The sequence below is a fragment of the Streptomyces sp. NPDC049837 genome (assembly GCF_040674455.1).
Classification (GTDB): domain Bacteria; phylum Actinomycetota; class Actinomycetes; order Streptomycetales; family Streptomycetaceae; genus Streptomyces.
Genome location: NZ_JBFAMP010000001.1, coordinates 452,041 through 469,303, shown reverse-complemented (window position 1 = coordinate 469,303; position 17,263 = coordinate 452,041). Strand labels below are relative to the sequence as shown.

The 17,263-nt window shown below is 69.8% G+C and carries 17 protein-coding genes; 7 read left to right on the top strand and 10 right to left on the bottom strand.

Features of this window, described 5'->3' with window-relative positions; all coding sequences use genetic code 11:
• Positions 1–10 precede the first annotated feature (10 nt).
• Positions 11–550: a hypothetical protein gene (locus AB0J57_RS02135; RefSeq protein WP_366125983.1), complete on the bottom strand. Its 540-nt coding sequence runs from the start codon at positions 548–550 to the stop codon at positions 11–13.
• Positions 551–758: 208 nt separating this feature from the next.
• On the opposite strand from AB0J57_RS02135, the gene AB0J57_RS02130 reads away from it, so the two are divergent.
• The 5 genes from AB0J57_RS02130 (at position 759) to AB0J57_RS02110 (ending at position 4,649) form a co-directional block, all read left to right on the top strand.
• Positions 759–1,193, top strand: coding sequence for a VOC family protein (locus AB0J57_RS02130; RefSeq protein WP_366125982.1), 435 nt, complete (start codon positions 759–761; stop codon positions 1,191–1,193).
• A gap of 135 nt (positions 1,194–1,328) precedes the next feature.
• Positions 1,329–1,613, top strand: a complete 285-nt coding sequence (locus AB0J57_RS02125) for a polyprenyl synthetase (RefSeq protein WP_366125981.1) — start codon at positions 1,329–1,331, stop codon at positions 1,611–1,613.
• A complete protein-coding gene (locus AB0J57_RS02120; RefSeq protein WP_366125980.1) occupies positions 1,606–2,658 on the top strand; it encodes a polyprenyl synthetase family protein in 1,053 nt (350 codons plus the stop codon). Before AB0J57_RS02125 ends, AB0J57_RS02120 begins: the two co-directional genes overlap by 8 nt.
• Positions 2,659–2,714: 56 nt before the next feature.
• Positions 2,715–3,875: an oxygenase MpaB family protein gene (locus tag AB0J57_RS02115; protein ID WP_366125979.1), complete on the top strand. Its 1,161-nt coding sequence runs from the start codon at positions 2,715–2,717 to the stop codon at positions 3,873–3,875.
• Between the two features lie 186 nt (positions 3,876–4,061).
• Positions 4,062–4,649, top strand: a complete 588-nt coding sequence (locus tag AB0J57_RS02110) for a class I SAM-dependent methyltransferase (RefSeq protein WP_366125978.1) — start codon at positions 4,062–4,064, stop codon at positions 4,647–4,649.
• 46 nt (positions 4,650–4,695) lie between these two features.
• Here the strand turns inward: AB0J57_RS02110 and AB0J57_RS02105 are convergent, their stop codons facing one another.
• The 7 genes from AB0J57_RS02105 to AB0J57_RS02075 all read right to left on the bottom strand — a co-directional run bounded on the left by AB0J57_RS02105 (position 4,696) and on the right by AB0J57_RS02075 (position 12,298).
• Complete coding sequence (locus AB0J57_RS02105) at positions 4,696–5,595, bottom strand: DUF6454 family protein (protein ID WP_366125977.1); 900 nt, start codon at positions 5,593–5,595, stop codon at positions 4,696–4,698.
• Positions 5,596–5,826: 231 nt separating this feature from the next.
• On the bottom strand, positions 5,827–6,516 hold the full coding sequence (locus AB0J57_RS02100) for a response regulator transcription factor (RefSeq protein WP_366125976.1): 690 nt from the start codon (positions 6,514–6,516) through the stop codon (positions 5,827–5,829).
• Entirely contained in the window at positions 6,513–8,018 is a 1,506-nt protein-coding gene (locus tag AB0J57_RS02095; protein WP_366125975.1) for a HAMP domain-containing sensor histidine kinase, read from the bottom strand. The genes AB0J57_RS02100 and AB0J57_RS02095 overlap by 4 nt, the downstream gene beginning before the upstream one ends.
• On the bottom strand, positions 8,005–8,481 hold the full coding sequence (locus tag AB0J57_RS02090; RefSeq protein ID WP_366125974.1) for a hypothetical protein: 477 nt from the start codon (positions 8,479–8,481) through the stop codon (positions 8,005–8,007). Before AB0J57_RS02090 ends, AB0J57_RS02095 begins: the two co-directional genes overlap by 14 nt.
• Positions 8,482–8,675: 194 nt before the next feature.
• Positions 8,676–10,130: a SulP family inorganic anion transporter gene (locus AB0J57_RS02085; protein ID WP_366125973.1), complete on the bottom strand. Its 1,455-nt coding sequence runs from the start codon at positions 10,128–10,130 to the stop codon at positions 8,676–8,678.
• An 8-nt stretch (positions 10,131–10,138) separates the two neighbouring features.
• Positions 10,139–10,717, bottom strand: coding sequence for a carbonic anhydrase (locus AB0J57_RS02080; RefSeq protein WP_366125972.1), 579 nt, complete (start codon positions 10,715–10,717; stop codon positions 10,139–10,141).
• A 138-nt stretch (positions 10,718–10,855) separates the two neighbouring features.
• Positions 10,856–12,298: an alkaline phosphatase PhoX gene (locus tag AB0J57_RS02075; RefSeq protein ID WP_366125971.1), complete on the bottom strand. Its 1,443-nt coding sequence runs from the start codon at positions 12,296–12,298 to the stop codon at positions 10,856–10,858.
• 110 nt (positions 12,299–12,408) lie between these two features.
• Between AB0J57_RS02075 and AB0J57_RS02070 the strand changes: the two genes are divergently transcribed.
• Positions 12,409–12,939, top strand: coding sequence for a hypothetical protein (locus AB0J57_RS02070; protein ID WP_366125970.1), 531 nt, complete (start codon positions 12,409–12,411; stop codon positions 12,937–12,939).
• A 60-nt stretch (positions 12,940–12,999) separates the two neighbouring features.
• Here the strand turns inward: AB0J57_RS02070 and AB0J57_RS02065 are convergent, their stop codons facing one another.
• On the bottom strand, positions 13,000–14,070 hold the full coding sequence (locus tag AB0J57_RS02065) for a hypothetical protein (RefSeq protein WP_366125969.1): 1,071 nt from the start codon (positions 14,068–14,070) through the stop codon (positions 13,000–13,002).
• An 876-nt stretch (positions 14,071–14,946) separates the two neighbouring features.
• Positions 14,947–16,071 carry a PP2C family protein-serine/threonine phosphatase gene (locus AB0J57_RS02060; RefSeq protein ID WP_366125968.1) on the bottom strand — a complete coding sequence of 375 codons (1,125 nt, stop codon included), beginning with the start codon at positions 16,069–16,071 and terminating at the stop codon, positions 14,947–14,949.
• A 519-nt stretch (positions 16,072–16,590) separates the two neighbouring features.
• Here AB0J57_RS02060 and AB0J57_RS02055 point away from each other — a divergent pair.
• Complete coding sequence (locus AB0J57_RS02055; protein ID WP_366125967.1) at positions 16,591–17,187, top strand: HD domain-containing protein; 597 nt, start codon at positions 16,591–16,593, stop codon at positions 17,185–17,187.
• Positions 17,188–17,263: the final 76 nt, after the last annotated feature.

Below are 17,263 nucleotides of genomic sequence, written 5' to 3'. Positions count from 1 at the left end.
ATCACGCCGGTCATGGGTCCTGCGATGAGCTGGACAAAGCTTCGGCGATCACGCGGGTGGCGAAGTCGCGGTCGTCAGTGAGCCGGTTGATGTGCTCTGCGAGCAGCACGGCCGTGGCTTCCAGGGGATTCATCTCGCTCCCGGTCCAGTCGCCGTACTGCTTGCGCCACAGGTTGGGGCTCAGGCCGGTGCCGGCCGCGACGACCAGGCCGGCCATGGTGGGGATGACCTCGGGACGAACGCTCTTGGGCATCATGCGCATCGAGGCCACGAAGCCGGGCAGGACGTACTCAATGACGTCCCTGTCGTGGTCCTCGTAGGCCATCCGCAGCCACCGCATGAACATGTAGATGAGCGTGCACGTGCCGTCGAGCAAGTCATCGACTTCATTGGGGCCGAGTGACGCGGTGAACTGGTCGCTCAGCCGCTGCTGTTCGGGGTCGGTCTCGGCCTCGCCGTCGTAGAGGGCTTTGAGCCGAGAGTCGATCACCATGAGAGCAGCACCCACATCGCCGGCGGGAGCGTGTTGAGGGTCGCAGGGCGATGACACAGGATTCCTCCTCGGGCGATCGTGGACAACGCGGCGTGTCCGACGGTAGCCCGCCGATGAGGACACGGTCTGACGAATCGTGTGTCCTGTGCCATCGAACCTCCGGCGATCCGGTCCGTTGGACGCCACTCATGTCACGCGAGACCTCGACCGGCGCGGCGATGACACCCCAGGGCCGCGGTGAAGCATGCGCCACTATGGTGGACCGATGGCGTCGATCAAGCAGTTCCAAGTCACCTTCGACTGCGCAGAGCCCGAGCGCGTCGCCCGTTTCTGGTGCGAGGTGTTGGGTTACGTCGTACCGCCCCCGCCGGAGGGGTTTGCCACTTGGGACGATTTCGACCGCTCGCTGCCGCCTGAGCGTCAGGGTTCAGCGTTCGCGTGCGTTGATCCCTCAGGAGTGGGCCCGCGACTGCTCTTCCTGCGCGTTCCCGAGGGCAAGGTCGTCAAGAATCGGGTGCATCTCGACGTGCGGGTCGGCACCGGGCTCGTGGGTGCGGAGCGCTTGGCCGCACTTGAGGCCGAATGCGCACGACTGGTCGCACTCGGCGCGGTACGCGTGCGCCTCCTGACCGCCGATGACTACAACGAGTCGTGCCTCGTGATGCAGGACGTCGAGGGCAACGAATTCTGTCTCGACTGAGGGGCAGCGTCCCCACAACCCTCCGCGTGAACGCCTGTCCACCAGGTCACTCGATCGTTGATCTTCGGCGTGCACGCGTGGGAGTCCGGGATCCTGTCGGGGAGGGTCGCCGGTTTCCGACGAGCAGGGGGCAGAGTGGGGTACCAGAAGCAGCGAGACGGCGTTCTCGCGGGCAACGAGCTGGTGCAGTTGGCGGCGGGCGCCGCCGATCTGGCCTTCAGCGGTCTGTCGTCCGCCTTCCGGAGCGCGCGGGGGCTGCTGCGCCGCGCCGATGTGCCCGAGTTGGCAGCGGAGGGGCGGCGCGAGCTGACGGCCCGTGGGCGTCTGGTTCTGCACCGGCTTCCCGCGGCCACGCCGCCGCACATGGAGACGCTGGCCCGGCACGCGATGGCCCGTCGCACCGGGGTCGGCGATGTCTGAGGGCGGGACGCACGCCGCTCTCAAGGACCGTGTTGATGAGGTGCTGCTCGCCTTCGTCGAGGACGAGGCCGACCAGCTCTTGGCGATCGACGCGGACCTGGCGCCGGTGGTGGAACAGTTGCGGATCGCCACGGGGCACGGAAAGCGGCTGCGCGCGGCGTTCTGCTACTGGGGATGGCGAGCGGGCGGACAGCCCGACAGCGACGCGATGGTGTGTGCCGCCGCGGCCATGGAGCTGGTGCATGCCGCGGCGGTCATCCACGACGACCTCGTCGACGAAAGCCCGCTGCGCCGCGGAATGCCGACCGCCCAGCACGCGCTGCGTGCGGCCGTGGCCGGCCAGCAGGCGGCGGCACCGGCTGCGCGCTCGCTGGCCATGCTGGTGGGGGACCTGCTGATCTCCTGGGCCGGGCAGATGTTCACCACCTGCGGCCTGCCGGCGGCCTACCTGTCGCGGGCGCGCCCGCTGTGGGGCGTGCTCGCCCGGGAGCTGGTGGCCGGGGAGTGCCTGGAGATCCTGCGCACCGGCGCCGGACCCGACACGGCCGCGTCCCTCAAGGTGGTCCGCTACAAGACGGCCAAGTACACCGTCGAGCACCCTCTGCACATCGGCGGCGCCCTGGCCGGTGCCGCCGCTGATGTGCGGGAGGCGTTCTCCGATTACGGGCTGCCTCTGGGCGAGGCGTTCCAGCTCCGGGATGACCTGCTCGGGCTGTTCGGCGACCCGGAGCGCACCGGCAAGGCGAACGGGGACGACATCGCCGCCCAACGGCCCACGGCGCTGCTCGCCCACACGTGGCGGGAGGCCGGCGAATCCGAACGGCGTGAGCTGCGGGATCTCCTGGGCCGGCGTGACCTGACCGCTGAGGACGTGGACCGGGTACGGGCGGTCATGCTCCGCACGGGAGCGCCCCACCGCGTGGAGGACATGATCAACGAGCGGGTCGGGGCCGCCCTCAGCGCCCTGGGCCAGGCGCACCTGCCGGCCGAGGCCACCCGCGCGCTCACCGGCCTTGCCCGTACCGCCACCGAACGCGAGCGCTGACCACTCCCGGCCGACCGGTGCTGCACCCGCGCGCGTCGATGAACGAGGAGCTCCTGATGACCTACACCGAGCAGTCCCTGGACGCTCTGCGCCTGGTGGGCGACGAACTGGCCGACGCCACCGTGGCCACGCTGTTCGAGCGCGGAGAGGTGGGCAAGTTCAACACCCTCATGCGCTACGTCTCCACCGTCGGACAGGAACTGCCCGACGGGCTGCCGGACGTGGCCCGGGAGTACCTGCACGAAACCAGCAGCCCGCCCGCTTGGGTGGACTGGGGCGAGATGGAGAAGGCACGGCTGTTCTTCATCGACAACAACGTCCACATCTCCACGGCACTGTCGTTCGCTTCGATGCCCGCCTGTTACGTTGTGCCGCACGTGGCGAAGCTGCTGTCGGCGACCCACTCGCTGAAGTACCCCTCCAAGCGGATGGCCGAGACGGGCCAGTTCACCGTCTACCTCATGCAGCCCGATGCCTTCGAGGCCGGCAGCCGGTTCATTCCCGCTGCCCAGAAGGTGCGGTTGCTGCACGCCTCCATCCGCCACCACCTCGCACGCGAGGACCGCTGGGACACCGCTGCGCTCGGCACGCCGATCTGCCAGGAGGACATGATCGGCGGCCAGATGATGTTCTCCATCCAGGTCCTGGACGCGCTGCACCGCCTGGGCATCCACATGAGCGTCGAGGGCGCGGAGTCGTACTACTACGCCTGGCGGGTGGTCGGTGCGATGCTCGGCGTCGACCAGGAGCACGTCCCACACGACCTGGAGGCCGCCCGCGCGTTCTCCGACCTGTACATGGTCCGGCACATGGGCCCCAGCGAGGAGGGCGCCGAGCTGACACGCCAGCTCATCGACCTGTACGAGGAGGTCGTCCCGGGCACCTTCTTCGACCCCGTCGTATCCGCCCTCATCCGCTACCTCATCGGCGACACCTGCGCCGACTGGCTGCGAGTGCCGCGCACTTCCTGGGACACGGTCGTCAAACTCGCCCCGGCCCTCCTCAACGTGCTGGAGACCATCGAGGACCGCTCACCCGTCGGCGCCTGGGCACTGGACCGGCTGGGCCACCTGACGACCCTCTTCGAACTCAGCTCGCTCACCCGTGGGCGTGTCATGCACTACGCCATCCCGGAACACCTGAAGAAGGACTTCGACGTCCCCTCCTACGCAGCTCACACGCACCGCTGGACACCACCCCCTCCTCATCTGAGCTGAGGCCTGGCCCGGCCAACAGGTCGACGCACGTGCCCGGAGGCAACTCGGCACCAAAGGCGCAGCGGGGCATTACAGCCACGGACCCAATCGTCGCACCAGCGTGATAAGGACAGATTCTCGGCCGTTCCCACACCCGGTCGACAGTCCTCGTTTGCCTGTTGTTCGCCGTGGGGTAGTGCTCCCGCCATGCGTGATCCTGTGCGGGAGCAGTACTACCGGCATCGTGCCCCGGTCTATGACGTGACCAGCTACCGCGGCGACGCCGTGGTGAACGCCGGGCTGGACCAGGAGACAGCGGACATCGGAAAGCTGCTCGCCGTACTGCCCGAGGGGCGGGTGCTGGACGTGGGCTGCGGGACGGGCGTGTGGACACAGTTCCTGCGCGGCCCGGTGATCGCCTTGGACCAGAGCGCGGAGATGCTGACACTCACACGTGCTCGGGTGCCGCATGTACTGCCGGTGCAGGCCTTGTTCCCACCACTCCCGTTTGTCGACGGCGCGTTTGACCGGATCGTCACCGCGAACTTTTACGGGCTGTTGCGGCCTGACGAGCGCGCGGCCTTTCTCGCGGAGGCACCCCGGACGGCAAAGGAACTGGTCGTGATCGACCTGCGCAGTGACGGCGACCAACATGAGGAGAAGATCGAGTTGAGAACCGTCGCCGGAGCCACATACCCCATATTCCGGCGCCGTTTCACGCCCGAGAGCCTGCGTGCGGAGCTGGGCGGGGCGTTGATGTACTGCGGGCGGTACTTCCTGGCGGTCCGCGTCTGAAGGCGGCAGGAGCCCCCGGCCGGACCGCGAGCCGGGGGCGGGCAGGTCATGCCAGTGCGGCTTCCAGCGTGAGCAGGTGGGATTCGCCCGAGGACGCGCCGTCGTCCGGCACGGCGAACATCCGCAGGACGCTACCGTCGGTCTCCAGGTGAACGGCGTTGTATGTGACCACTCGGCCCGCGGGCGACAGCTCGGTCATCGGTGCCTCGTGCTCGATCCGTCCGGAGTCGACATCGACGACGGCGATGCCGCCGAGGCTGAACACGCCGCCGGGGACGGGATATTCGGCGATGCCCGTGCACACCATGCGACCGCCGCCCACGCTGACGCAGGTCTGGTAGTCGACGAAGTGGCTCTTGTTCTCGACCTGGTGAGTGAGACGCCCGTCAGGCGTGAAGGTGAGCAGACGCCTGGAACCCCAGGTCACCGCGTGCAGCAGGCCGCTCTGGCGATCACGGACGATCCCACCGATGTGATCCCCGAACCGGAACGCCTCACGGACTTCCAGGGATTCGGGGTCCACCCGGTAGACGATGGAACGGGAGTCGGGCCGGTACTCCGCAACGGGGACCCACAGGGATTCGCCGTCGAAGTCGATTCCGCCCGGATGGTAGATGGCATCTTCGCCCACCGTCACGTGGCCGAGTTCACCACCACCGGCATCGGTGACAACGACGTGTCCAACGCCTTGGCCAGGAGTACGGTCGAAGCCGTCCACGGGGCTTTCGTAGGCCCGTGTCGGCTCAAGGATCTCCGCAGTCGACAGGTACAGCCGGTGGTCGGAGCCTCGGGTCACTCCCTGCGGGTGGTGAGCGGGAAAGCCCAGCGGCACACGATCGACCACGCTCCAGGCAGTGCCCCGGGTGAGCTGTCGGACGGCTGAGACAACCGCCTCGTTCGAGTCGTCACACACACCCACGGCCGGGGGATCATCAGAAAGACTCATGATCCATCAACGACGCATGGGTGCGCGCGTCACGGGAGGGGGAGTACCGGCTCTCAAGTGGCGTTTGGCCGGCCGGCGCCGCAAGCCGATGCGCATGGCCCCTCGCGGCCCCCGAGGCGCGTTCCCGCCTTGCCCCGGCCTGGCGGCCGGCCCGCTCGCGGGGCGGCCGAGGAGCAGCGCCGGAGCCGTACAGCGTCGTCGAGCGCGTAGTGGCTGTGCGCCTTGCCCCCGTCACCCGAGTTCGTCGCCCTCCAGCCGGTAGCCCTGCCCGCGTACCGTGGTGATCCTGGAGGCGCCCAGCTTGCGGCGGAGGTAGCGGACGTACACGTCGACGATGTTGGAGCCCTCGGTCGCCTCGTACCCCCAGACGTCGGAGAGCAGCTCTTCGCGGCTGAGCACGTTGCCGGCGTTGCGCATGAGGTGTTCCAGCAAGGTGGCCTCCCGGGCACTGAGCTGGAGGATCCGGCCGTCGGCGTAGGCCTGGCGGGTGCGGGTCTCCAGGGCGATTCCGGCACGGCGCAGGACGGAGCTGTCGGTCTCGCGCAGACGCAGGCGCAGCCGGACCCGGGCGAGGAGTTCCTCGAAGCTGAAGGGTTTGGTCATGTAGTCGTCGGCGCCGCCCTCCAGGCCGTGCACGGTGTCGGCGACGGTGTCCCGGGCCGTGAGGATGATGACCGGGAGGGCACTGGACGCCGCGCGGAGGCGGGTGACCACGGTGAAGCCGTCCTCGCCGGGCAGCCCGATGTCCAGGACCATCAGGTCGTACCTGCCCGACATGGCCGCGCGCCGCGCCGTCCCTCCGTCGGTGACCACGGTGGTGCGGAAGCCATGGGCTGTGAAGCGTTCCGAGAGGTAGGAGGCTATGTGGGCCTCGTCCTCGGCGATGAGGATGTGGCGGCGGGGCTGTCTGCTCTGGCTCATGGTTTCCGGGGGCCGCCGTTCAGGGCGTGCGTGACGTACGGAACGCGCAAGGTGAAAGTCGCGCCCCGGCCCGGGCTGCTGTCCACCTGGATCTCGCCGTGGTGCGCCTCGGCGATGGCCTTGACGATGGCGAGTCCGAGGCCCGCCCCGGACCTGCCCCGGCTCTCCTCGGCACGCGCGAACCGCTCGAAGATGCGTTGCTGGTCCGCGAGCCGGATGCCGGGGCCGGTGTCCTTGACCCACAATTCCACCCTGTCGGCTCCGGCCCGTCCGCCGATCCAGATCCGGCCGTGTTCCTCGGTGTGCTGAGCGGCGTTCTGAGCGAGTTGGATCATGGCCTGGGTGAGGAGCTGACGGTCGGCGTGGAGGGTGTCGCGGTGCGGGTTCTCCACGAAGTCGAGGAGCCAGCGGCGTTCGGCCAGCGCGGCGGCCTTCACGTACACCTCCTCGATCAGTTCGGAGAGGCTGAGGTCCTCGGGGCGCAGGGCGTCCGGGCGGCGTGCCTTGGCCAGCATGAGGAGCTCCTCCGTCATGCGGTGCATGCGCTGGAGTTCGCCGGTGACGATGGCCACGGTCCGGTCGCGGCCGGCGGGGTCGTCGGGAAGTGTCTCCAGATGGCTGAGCACGATGGTGATGGGGGTGCGCAGTTCATGGCCCACGTCGTTCATGAACTGCCGCTTGGTGGAGAAGGCGTCGTCGAGGCGATCGAGCATGTCGTTGAAGGTGCTCGCCAGTTGGCCGATCTCGTCCCTGTCCTGGACGGGGATGCGGCGGGTGATGTCCGACTCGTGGATCGAGCGGGCGGTGTCACCCAGGAGCCGCAGCGGCGCGACGATACGGCTGGCGAAGATCCAGCCGACGGAGGCGGAGAGCAGCAGGGAGCCGAGGCCCAGAGAGACTTGGGTGCGGATCGACTCGTTGATGTGGTCGCGCTCCTGCTGGGTGAAGGTGGCGATGACGAGGACGCCCCGTGCGGAGTCGCCCGCCACCCCGACGGGCACGGCCACGAACCGTACCGGGCCGGCGGCACTCTTCGCGTCCCCGTAGGAGGGTGAGCGGACCCCGGCGGCCCGTCGCATCAGTGCGCGATCGGTGTCCAGGCGGGCCGGCGGCTCTTTGGCGGAGCGGCGGTACGGATCTCCGTCGACCAGGGTGATCAGGGTCTGGCCGTGCTCCGGTACGTAACCCTCCAGGTAGGAGACGAAGAGTGCGCGGACTCCGCCGGGGGCCGGCCCGGAGCCGGCTGCGGTCGTGGTCCCGGTGGCGGTCGCGGTCCCGGTCGCGAAGGAGCGGAACGCCTCGGTGTCGTGGGCGAGTTCGCGGTCGACGCGTTCGTTCAGGCGAGCCGTGAGGATGAACGATTCCGCACCCGTGAGGCTCGCCAGCGTCAGCCCGACGAGCACCACCATCCGCCCGAGCAGGCGCACGCGGATCGACCGGAACGGGTGGCACCCGGGCGTGCCGGCGGCCCGCTTCGGCGGTGCGGGCTCAGCCGTCCTCACCGGTGTCCTCGTCGTCTCCGTCGTCGTCGCCTGCCGGTGTGCTGGGCGTCCCGGAGGCTGATGCCACCGGGCTGTAGGTGGGCGTCGGATCGTCGTCGGACGCCTCCCCGGCGGGGACAGGGGCCTTCGGTGACACGGGCCGCGCCTCGTCCGCCCGGCCGGGGGCCGTGTCGTCCGGCTGCTCCGCACCGGTGGGCGCGGGGGGCACGGCGCCCTCGCCGCCGTATGCGTCGGAGGTCCGTGTCGTCGCGCCGGGCAACGGTGACCTGGTCGGGGTCCGGGTCACCGTTGCCCGGCTGCCCGGGGACGGTACGGAACTGCTCGTGGGGCCGGGTGCGGTACGGCCGACGACGACGGGTTCGCCGAGATCCGGCGGCGGCGCCTGATGGGCACCGGAGACGGGGATCCCGACGAGCAGAATCGCGCCGGCCGCGAGAGCGGCGAGACGCCGGCTGCGGGTCACGCGGGTACGACCTCCTGGGTGTCCTGGGTGTCCTGTTGAAAGGGCCGTGCGGCGCCGGACCCGTCTGAAGGGGTACCAGAGGAGCCCGGCGGCGGCCCGCTGACCGCATTACCTGCTCTTGAACTTTGTGTGTGAGCGATGCGCCGGCCGGGTACGCCGGGGCGGCACCCCTACGGCGCCGCCCCCGCGTCCGCTCAGACGGCCATGATGACCTTGGCCGATGCGGTGTCGGCCACTCCGTGCCGCTCCGCCCAGTTCTCCAGGGCTGTACGGCAGGCGTGGTCGAGGTGGTGCACCCGGGACAGGTTCAGCTCGACGGGGCGGTCCTGCGGGATGGCCTCCAGGGCGTCGAGGATCTTCGGCAGCCGGAGGAAGGTGGCGTTGCCGCTCAGGTGGGCCTGCACGGGGCCCGCACCCTTGTCGACGATCTCCAGCCTGACGTGGGACGCCTCCCAGGCCGTCTTGACCACGGCGAGCGCGAGGCCGATCAGTACGCCCTCGAACATGCTGATCGCGACGATCGACACCGCGGTGACGACGAGGATCACGGCCTCACCGCGGTGCCCGCGCCAGAGGGCGGCCAGGCCCTTCACGGGGATCAGCTTGAAGCCGGAGTACACCAGGACGGCCGCGAGCGCCGGGATCGGGATGACGCCCAGCGCGGCCGGGAGCAGGGCGGCGAACAGCAGCAGCCAGGCACCGTGCATCACCCGGGATGCCTTGGTCCGGGCGCCCGCCTGGACGTTGGCCGCACTGCGTACGATCACCGCGGTCATCGGCAGGGCGCCGAGCAGTCCGCACACCGTGTTGCCCACGCCCTGGGCCATCAGCTCCTTGTCGTAGTGCGTGCGCGGACCGTCGTGCAGCCGGTCCACGGCCGCCGCGCTGAACAGGCTCTCCGCCGAGGCGATCAGCGTGAACGCCAGGATGGTGCTCACCACGCCGATGTCCGCCAGCTCCGCGAAGGCGGAGGGCGCGGGCGGCTGGATCACCGAGACGAGGCCTTCCACCGTGACCTTGGTGACGGGGAGGCCGAGGGCCAGGGAGGCGACGGTGGCGAGCGCGACGGCCGCGAGCGGGCCCGGCACGAGGCGGGCCTTCTTCGGCAGCTTCGGCCACAGCAGCAGTACGGCGACGGTTCCCGCGCCCAGCAGCAGCGACGCCACGGCTGGGGCGGAGTCCAGCGAGCCGGCGAGCATCCCCGGAAGCCCGGCGATCTTGTCGATGCCGGAGGACGGTGCCGTGCTGTGGGTCATCGCGTACAACTGGCCGGCGATGAGTACCAGACCGATCCCGGCGAGCATGCCCTCGACCACGGCGACGGAGATGGCCCGGAACCAGCGGCCCCAGCGCAGCGCCCCCATGCCGAGCTGCAAGAGGCCCGTGGCCAGCACGACCACGCCGAGCGTGGCGAGCCCGTGCGCGTGTACGGCCTCGAAGACCAGCACGGTCAGACCGGCGGCGGGGCCCGACACCTGAAGGCTGCTGCCCGGCAGCATGCCCGTGACCAGACCGCCGACGATGCCGGTGACGATGCCGAGCTCGGCCGGCACACCGGAGGCGACCGCCACGCCGACGCACAGCGGCAGGGCGACGAGGAACACGACGACGGAGGCGGCGAAGTCCTGCTTGAACCAAGCGGTGTTCATCGGATGCCTCACAGCGTCTCGAAGGAGTCGGATTCGGCCCGGTACGCCAGCACGCCGCCGGTGTGGACCTCGTAGAACCAGGCATGGACCCGCAGCCGCCCGTCGTGGAGGCGAGTCTCCACGCACGGGTACGACTTCAGCCGGAGCACCTGGGCCAGCACGTGGTGCTGGACCGCCTCGGCGACGAGCGGGTCGTCCGGCGCGCCGGCCGGCGGCCCGCCGGCGTGACCGAGCCAGTCGCGTACGGCGGGTACGGCCGACAGGTCGTCGCCGCGTACCAGCGCGCCGACCGCACCGCAGTGGGAGTGCCCGCAGACCACGATGTCGGAGACACCGAGCACCTCGACGGCGTACTCGATCGTCGCGGCCTCGGAGGTGGGACCCGCGCCGTACGGCGGGACGATGTTGCCCGCCGTACGCAGTTCGAAGAGCTCACCGGGGCGGGAACCGGTGATGAGCGAGGGGATGACGCGTGAGTCGGAGCAGGTGATGAAGAGGGCGTACGGCGACTGCCCTGCGGCCAGTTCGCCCAGTTCGGCGCCCTGGGCCTGGGCGAAGGCCCGTGCGTGTGCGATGAGGGTTTGCATGTCAGCTTCCTCGAGAGGAGAGGTGCCACTGGCGGGGGTCCGGCAGTGGCTCGCCGTTGAGCCGCTGCCGTTGAGCCGGTCGAGCCGGTCGAGCCGGTCGAACCGTGGGGGGCGGAAACCGGGGGAAGTACCCGGGGGCTAGTCGTCGTCGCCCGACCACGGGCCGGTGATGGCGAGGAGGACGCCCGGGTCCTGGATGTTGGCGAACAGTGTCTTGCCGTCGGCGGAGAAGGTGACGCCCGCGAACTCGCTGTACTCCGGTGCCTCGGCGGTGCCGACGTTCAGCTCGTTGCGGGCGATGGGGTAAGTCCGGCCGTCGGCGGTGGCGCCGAAGAGGTGGGAGACGCCCTCGCCGTCCTCGGCGATCACCAGGCCGCCGAACGGCGAGACGGTGATGTTGTCGGGGCCGTCGTAGGCACCGTCCTTGGACGTGTCCGGGTTGACCGCCAGCAGCACCTTGAGGGTGATCGTGCTGCTGCGCGGGTCGTAGAACCACACCTGTCCGTCGTGTGGGGTGCCCGGGCTTTCGGTACGGGCGTAGCTGGACACGAAGTACGCGCCGCCGTCGCCCCACCACATGCCTTCGAGCTTGCGGGAGCGGGTGATCTCACCGGCCAGGAACTGCCTCCGCACGGACGTGGTGCGGGCGTCCCGGTCCGGCACCTTGACCCAGTCCACGCGGTACGTGGTGCCGGCCCGTGCGGCGCGGGAGAGGTCGTCGACGTACTGACCGGCGGCGTCGAAGCACTTGAACGCCTCCAGCACGCCCGCGTTGGCGGCCAGGGCCCGCAGTTGGCCGGGGCCGTGGGCGAACCCGACCGGCGGGGTCCAGCGGTAGAGCAGGCCGTTGGGCTTGGAGGCGTCCTCGGTGAGGTACAGGTGGCCGCGGTACTCGTCGACCACGACCGCCTCGTGGGCGTAGCGGCCGAGGCACTTGATCGGCTCGGGGTCGAGGTTGGCGGCGCTGCCGTGTGCGGGGTCGACCTCGAAGACGTAGCCGTGGTCCTTGGTCATGCCGTTGATGCCGGCCTTGTCCTCGGTCTCCTCGCAGGTGAGCCAGGTCCCCCATGGGGTGACGCCGCCGGCGCAGTTGGTGGAGGTGCCGGCGATGCCGACCCATTCGCGTACGGAGTCGCCGGACACCTCGACGACGGTGCACCCGCCGGCCGCCGCCGGGTCGTAGACCAGCCCGTCCAGGTGCGGAACGGGATGCTCGGCCACGCCCATGGGGTCGTCGATCTCGTGGTTGTTCACCAGCAGGGTCACGGCGTCGTCGTCATCATCGCCGTCGCCGCCGACTGCGAACGCGCCCGTGCCGTCGTGGTTGCTCGGGGTGGTGTGGCCCGACTCCAGGGTGGTTTCGCCGGTGCGGGTCAGGATCCGGTAGGAGAAGCCCTCGGGCAGGGCGAGGATGCCCTTGGGGTCCGGGACCAGCGGGCCGTAGCCGACGGCGCTGCCCGTCGCGCCCGTGTCGGCCACGGCCCCGGGCGCCGTGAGCAGCGCCTCCGCACTGCCGACGAGCATGACTCCGGCGCCGGCCAGCACCGATCGGCTCAGCAATTCCCTGCGGTTCAGCGGCATCTCGTCTCCCGGGCGGAGTGGTGAGCGGTGGTGTTCGGCCGACCGGGGAGGGCGGCGCTTTGCCATGCTGACCAGCCGGGACGAACCTCAGCGGAAGTAAAGGAGAAGTCATGAATGTGCGGTTCTCATGTTTCTCATCCGCGAGAGATACGTCCGCCTTCGTGCAGACCCCCGCCGGCCTGACGGCACGGCCGTGGCACCTGAGCGCCGGCCTCGGGGAGAGTCCTGGCGACGCTGACGTGCTCGGAAGCCCGCTGACCGATGCCGGTACGCTCCTTCAGCACAGCCAGATTGGCACGGAGGAGGGAAGTGGGATGGGGCGTAAGGCGTGGTTGTCCATAGCAGCAGCCTTCCTGCTGGGTGTGGGGACCGCGGTGACGGTATCCGAGCTGGCCGAACCATCGTCGGGGGTGACCGTAAGCCGCACGCCGCCGGCTGATGAGATCCCTCGCACGCGACAGGCTTTGGTCTCGCGGTGGGAGAAGTCGCTTGCTGATGCCGGCCTGAAGCTTCCCGAGGGTTGGGAGAAGATGTCGACGAACCAGATTCGGACTGAGTACGTGAGCCAGGAACTGGCCAACGCGGGTCCGCCGCCGACGGGCCCGGCGCTCGACCCGGGTTTCAAGAACCCGGACAACTGACGTCAAGGGGGCGGGCACCAGCCCATGTTCGGCTGGTGCCCGCTTCCTTGTGTCGTGCTGCTAGTTGAGCGTGCCGATCCTGTTGATGACGTCGATCGCGTTGTCAGCGTGTGCCGAGCTGTACAGGAGCGGTGCGGTGATGTTGCCTGCTCCGTCGTCCTCGCCGTGCGAGTTGGCGCCGACGATCTGACCCTCCGGGGTGGACATCGGGCCGCCGGAGGCGCCATGGCCCATGTCGCAGTCGAACTTCAGCCGGTCATCCACGGGGAAGAACCGGGTGGCGTCCTCCGCGTTGCCGGTGCAGTAGAACTGCGTGTAACCGTCCATGTCGGTGCGCTTGTAGCCGTCACCGGGGAAGCCCGAGTCGATGATGTCCGACCAGTTGGGGCCCGAGCCGAAGTTGTAGCCGAAGGCGCCGACGGAGTCGGTCAGGTTCGTGTAGCCGGTCGGGGGAACGACCGTGAAGGCTGCCATGTCGCCCCAGAACATGTCCCCGTCCGCAGTCCACGCAGTGGGCGCGACCTTCGCATTGGCGGCCCACTCGCCCCACGGAGCGTCATAACCCTTGGGGGCCTGGTCGTTCTTCTTGTAGCCGGGGATGAAGAGGATGTTCCGGTAGAAGCCTTCCGCACCGGTTCCGTCACCGGGGTGGATGCAGTGACCGGCGGTCCACACGGTGTTCTTGTTGGCGGTGACGATGGACGATCCGCTGCAGCCGTGCGTGGTGCCGTCCTTGGCGGTGAACAGGATCTTCCCGACCATGACAGCAGGCTGGGACTGCGGGAACGGGACCGGCTGAGCGTACGGCATCTCCGGCACATCCGAGGCGGTGGTGGTGCTGGTGGCGAGAGGCGTGAGCGTCTTGCTGGAAACCGCGGGCCTGGACTGCGCCGGCAGCGTCTGCTTGACGGGCTTCCGGTCACCGGCCTCGGTCGCGGCCGCCGCCTTCTTGTTGAAGGCGGCCTGGTCCCTCTTCTCGTTGGCGAGGGCACGGTTGACGCGCTCGGCAGTCCAGTAGTCCCGCACCTGCTGCGGGTCGGTGGTCTGCTTGCCGATGGTCAGCTTCGGCTTGGGGGACGGCGTCTCAGCCTGCGCGACGTTGGCGGTGGCGAGGGTGGCGGGGAGGAGCACAACGGAGAGCAGGGCGGTTGCAGCCGCTCGTCGGGTCGCACGTATGTTCACTGTCGGCCTGTCTGGTTGGGATGTTGATCTTGAGCTGAGAGTGAAGCACGCCGATGAGGAGGGCCGGTGAAGCGCGCGTGAGGGAATCCCCTGGTTCAAGGGTGAGTTGAGGCCGATCGTGCGGCGTTCTTCACAGCCTGCGCCACCCTGGTCTCCGGGGTGACGACCACGCTGGCAGACCGTCGCGCTCGCCGCGGCCCTGCGGCCGGCGCTGTCGGCCGTGCCGACGGTCAGCGAGACCTCGACGCGTACGGGCTCGCCTTCGGGTCATTCGGCTTCGCCACTCGCCCCCGACGGGCGCGTCCGCTCCGGAGACCTGGGAGAAGGTCGCAGTGTGGCAGGTCCAGCCGGTTCCTTCGCGTCGTGCGACGCGGTGCGAGGCGCGCTGGCGGACGGGGATCGCGTTGAACGCCCGTACACCGATGACAGCGGGTGCCGCCGACCCGTCTCGCCGGTATCGGTGACGTGCAGCTCCTTCCAAGATGGGCGGCGACGGTGAGGCCGTCGCTGCAACGCGGGTCACCGTCCCCGGGCGCGGCTTCGCGGTCTCGGCCATGTACCTGCCGTCGCCGACCGGGACCTGATCCGCCAGGCACGGCTGTTGCGGCGGCGCTCACAAGCGCAGGTCGCCGCGGCGCTGGGACCGAGGACGTGCACCGCCGTACCCTTCTCGCCGCGGGCATCCGCCTTCGCGACCCCGGCGACGCCCACCGCGGCAGACCGCGCGCTGGTCCAGGCGCTCCTCCCAGGGCCGAGCCCGCTGCCACTGGCCACGGCTTGGAGCCGGGTCAACCTGGATAACCCCGATACCCGGGCCAATGAGTCTTAGCTGCGCCGCATCCGTTTGATCGCCACCATCGCCGCGTCGTCGCCCAGATACCCCTCGGGTGTGTGGGCGAGCAAGTCGTCGCGCAGCCGGTGCAGCAGTTCATGCGGGGCGGCCGCGGACCAGGCGGCGATCCGGTCGGCCAGGGGATAGAAGGCGCCGGATGCGTCGCGGGCCTCGATGACCCCGTCCGTGTACAGCAGGACGGTGTCGCCCGGCTCGAAGGTGAAGGTCTCCGCGGTGAGGGAGGACTCCGCGAAGTCGGTGAGCCCGAGCGGCGGAGCCGGGTGGGACACGTCGAAGGAGGTGACCCGGCCGTCGCGCAGCAGCAGCGGCGGCGGGTGACCGCAGTTGATCAACTGGAGCGTCGGGGCGTCGTCGGGGACGTCGAGCACGGCAGCGGTGATGAATCCCTCGCTGGGGTCTGCCCTGCCGGAGTCGGTCGCCGCCGGGTCGTCCAGGTCCGACGCGACCGTTCCCTCCAGGTAGGTCACGAGCGTCGGCAGGTCGGCCTCCTGGTGTGCGGCGGCCCGGAAGGCACCTAGCACGAGTGCGGCGTCCCCCACGGCCTCCAAGCCCTTGCCCCGCACGTCGCCGATGATGATCCGGGTACCCCGTGTCGTACGCGCGGCGGCGAAGAGATCACCGCCGATCTGCGCCTCGGCCTCCGCGGCGAGGTACACGCAGCCCACCCTCAAGGGGCCGATCCGGCGCGGGAGCGGCCGCAGCACGACCTCTTGAGCAGCCCGGGCGACGGAGCGTAGCTGCGTCAGTTGCTTCTCGTGTCGTTCGCGCAGGTGTGCGAAGAGGGTGACGAAGACGGAGATCAGGATCAGCGCGATGAGCTGGAAGGTGTGGTTCAGGTCGGTGAGGCTGGTGCGCACGATCGCCACGACCGCCTGGGCCAGCACGGCGACCGCGCCGATGACGGCGGTGGTACGGGGCCCGGCGAACGACGCCGTGATGGCGGGGGCAGCGGCCAGGAAGGGTCCGAGGTGGACCTCGGGTGGGGCGAGGATGTCGACCACCGTGACGACGACGATGAGGGCGAGCGGTACAGCCACCAGCGCATGGCCCGGCTCCCATGACCAGGCGCGACCGCGGGGCAGCCGTCCAGAACCCATGACTCCTGGATACACCCGCTCGGGGCCGCCCACCTCCGCTGCCGCTGATCAGCGACCCGGGTCGGGTGCTTCCGGGCGGGCCGCCGGGCGACGCGGGATGAGGCGCCGGCCGCGGTCGACTCCGGCATGCCGCTGCGGCGCGCCGGCCGGACAAGGACCCGGAACGCCGAGACGGCGCCGGCCGACGAGCTGCACGCCCAGTACGAGTGCTCCTGTGGTGGGAGAGCCGCTCGACGAGCGCGGGAGTGGCCTCGGTTTCGACGAGTGCCGCATACCGCGACCGACGGTTCGGACCGTCGGCGAACCGGGCCGGACCGGGGCGGGTGAAGTTGTGGCGGAAGGCAGGCATGGGCGTTGTCGTAGACGCACAGCATTCAGCCTGACGAAGCGGTCGTCGTCGGCGGTCGGCCGAGAGCGCCCGCTCGGGACGTATGCCGCGCCTCCGGGTGCGGTTATGTCCGGTTCATGGGAACTCCGGTTTGTCTGCGGCTGATTGAGGTGGGTTGCTAGCCTTCCGTAGTGGATGTTCCGACCGTGGACGAGATCCGTGCCCTCCACGCCAGGCATGCGCCTACGCGGGAGGCCCTGGAGCTCGTACTCACGCACTGCGAAATCGTGTGGAAGATCGCGCAAGGGCTGATCGGTTCGTCGGGCCATGACGTGGACGCCGATCTCGTCCGGGCGGGGTGCCTGCTCCACGACATCGGCGTCTACCGGCTCTACGACGGTGCGGGGCGGATCGATGAGGCGAACTACCTCCGGCATGGTGTGCTCGGTCACGAGCTGCTCGCCGCCGAGGGCTTTCCCGAGGTGCTGTGCCGGTTCTGCTCACACCACACGGGTGTGGGGCTGACCAAGGAGGACGTCGTCCGCCGGCGGTTGCCGTTGCCGCCCGCGGACTACCTCGCGGTCACTCCGGAAGAGCGGCTCGTGATGTACGCGGACTCGTTCCACAGCAAGACGACGCCCCCCAAGTTCATCGGGGTGGCGACGTACGCCTCCTACCTCGAGCGCTTCGGCACGGAGAAGGTCGCCGCGTTCCGCCGCCTGTGCGACGCCTTCGGCGAACCGGACCTGGAGGGCCTGGCCGCGTTCCATGGGCACGCCCTGATCTGACCCGGTCTCACCCGCGGGACGACGGTCGGCCCGGTCCCGGACGTCGACGGTGCTGACCGCGGTGCGGCACGGGGAG

Excerpts from the sequence above, each read along its gene's own strand:
- AB0J57_RS02130 (WP_366125982.1), top strand. The coding sequence starts at position 759 with ATGGCGTCGATCAAGCAGTTCCAAGTCACCTTCGACTGCGCAGAGCCC.
- AB0J57_RS02120 (WP_366125980.1), top strand. The coding sequence starts at position 1,606 with ATGTCTGAGGGCGGGACGCACGCCGCTCTCAAGGACCGTGTTGATGAG.
- AB0J57_RS02115 (WP_366125979.1), top strand. The coding sequence starts at position 2,715 with ATGACCTACACCGAGCAGTCCCTGGACGCTCTGCGCCTGGTGGGCGAC.
- AB0J57_RS02110 (WP_366125978.1), top strand. The coding sequence starts at position 4,062 with ATGCGTGATCCTGTGCGGGAGCAGTACTACCGGCATCGTGCCCCGGTC.
- AB0J57_RS02105 (WP_366125977.1), bottom strand. The coding sequence starts at position 5,595 with ATGAGTCTTTCTGATGATCCCCCGGCCGTGGGTGTGTGTGACGACTCG.
- AB0J57_RS02100 (WP_366125976.1), bottom strand. The coding sequence starts at position 6,516 with ATGAGCCAGAGCAGACAGCCCCGCCGCCACATCCTCATCGCCGAGGAC.
- AB0J57_RS02085 (WP_366125973.1), bottom strand. The coding sequence starts at position 10,130 with ATGAACACCGCTTGGTTCAAGCAGGACTTCGCCGCCTCCGTCGTCGTG.
- AB0J57_RS02080 (WP_366125972.1), bottom strand. The coding sequence starts at position 10,717 with ATGCAAACCCTCATCGCACACGCACGGGCCTTCGCCCAGGCCCAGGGC.
- AB0J57_RS02075 (WP_366125971.1), bottom strand. The coding sequence starts at position 12,298 with ATGCCGCTGAACCGCAGGGAATTGCTGAGCCGATCGGTGCTGGCCGGC.
- AB0J57_RS02070 (WP_366125970.1), top strand. The coding sequence starts at position 12,409 with ATGAATGTGCGGTTCTCATGTTTCTCATCCGCGAGAGATACGTCCGCC.
- AB0J57_RS02060 (WP_366125968.1), bottom strand. The coding sequence starts at position 16,071 with ATGGGTTCTGGACGGCTGCCCCGCGGTCGCGCCTGGTCATGGGAGCCG.